This window comes from Anaerosporobacter mobilis DSM 15930 (assembly GCF_900142955.1).
Taxonomy (GTDB): domain Bacteria; phylum Bacillota; class Clostridia; order Lachnospirales; family Lachnospiraceae; genus Anaerosporobacter; species Anaerosporobacter mobilis.
The window spans coordinates 1-1,412 of record NZ_FRCP01000043.1 but is presented as its reverse complement, the minus strand read 5'-3'; the positions used below and the strand labels follow the sequence as shown (position 1 = coordinate 1,412).

The following is a 1,412-nucleotide window of genomic DNA, read 5'->3' as shown; positions in this document are numbered from 1 at the left end:
GGTGAAGAGGATATAAAATATACATCGTCTGTAAGATACGGATCTGCACGCCACATAGGTATATCGGTAGCAGACATGTAAGCAGATGCACAGTTAAGTAAGGAAGAATGTAAGGACACTTTTGTAGATACTTGTTCTATTAGTAAATTTATATATTAAACTACAAGTTTAATGTTAATCTATCCCTGGTGTGTTATCCTATGAACTAGAAAAGAAAACTCACCAGGGAGGTTTGGTTATGAAGTACTTTACATCTGCAGCTGCAAACAAATGGATAAAATCATTGGAGGATGAAAAGAGTTTTTATATATCGCTAGAAGATACGGCAAATGTATATATCTTAGCAGAAGGAGAAGAGATAGAGAAACCAGATTACGATTATGAACAGGTGAACGGGGAAATTGCTAAATTAGATTATAAGGTTAGAAAAATCCGTCATGCAATTAATATCTTCAATGCAACAACTGTACTTGAAGGTTTGAACATAACCATAGATGAAGCATTGGTAATGATGGCGCAATTGAATAATAGAAAGAATAAGTTAGATTGTATGAGACGTAGATTACCAAAGGAACGAGTGAATCCAATGGTATCAAGAGCTAAGTCTTATGTAGAATATGAATATGCAAATTATGATATTAACAAAGTAAAAGTAGACTATCAACAAATTAGTGAGGAAATTACTAAGATTCAGTTGGCACTCGATATGTGCAATCAAACGAAGACATTTGAGATTAATATAGAGTAATTTCATTTTCCTGTAACATTGTAAGGCATTTTAATCAATTTGGGACGTTATGGTCAATGAATGGTTTGTGTTAAGGATTATTTTCTTATTTTTTTATGTTGATGTTCATGGTTAGGTAAGAAAAGCGTATTCATCTTACAGTTACAAAAACTTGTTTTAGATGGAATGGAAGTAAAGGTTACAAGTCCATCTGTATTAAGAAAAGCATGAATTACTTGTTTTAGCTTAGTTTACAATAATTTTAAAGATACAGTTGAATATAATAAAGAATTGAATTATACTGGAAAAGTATAACAATAGACCAAAGTACTTTTGGAAGGAAGGTAATTAGAATGAATTTTCCAACCGTTAATTTGAAAGCAACTGGAGATAATATTATTAAACTAAGAAAAGAACAAGGTATTACGGTTCGTCAAATACAAGAATATTTTGGTTTTGAACAACCGCAGGCAGTTTATAAATGGCAGCGAGGAGAAAGTCTTCCTTCTGTTGATAATTTATTTGCATTGAGCAGATTATTGGATACAACAATAGATAAAATCCTGGTCGGAAACGACCAGGATTTTTTGAATTCTAAGCATTGGCTAAAGCATAGTCTAGTCTGTCTATTAAGAAATCAATATCAGACTCTTCAATTACAAGAGGAGGTTGAAAAGCAAGAACG

At 32.2% G+C, this 1,412-nt stretch carries 2 protein-coding genes; both read left to right on the top strand.

Features of this window, described 5'->3' with window-relative positions; translation table 11 throughout:
- The first annotated feature begins 238 nt into the window (after positions 1–238).
- Entirely contained in the window at positions 239–748 is a 510-nt protein-coding gene (locus BUB90_RS22970; RefSeq protein ID WP_073292010.1) for a hypothetical protein, read from the top strand.
- Between the two features lie 332 nt (positions 749–1,080).
- On the top strand, positions 1,081–1,412 hold a 332-nt coding region (locus BUB90_RS22965), incomplete at its 3' end, for a helix-turn-helix domain-containing protein (protein WP_073292007.1).

What these genes read in the sequence shown, in the direction of transcription:
- BUB90_RS22970 (WP_073292010.1), top strand. Translation starts at nt 239, where the DNA reads ATGAAGTACTTTACATCTGCAGCTGCAAACAAATGGATAAAATCATTG.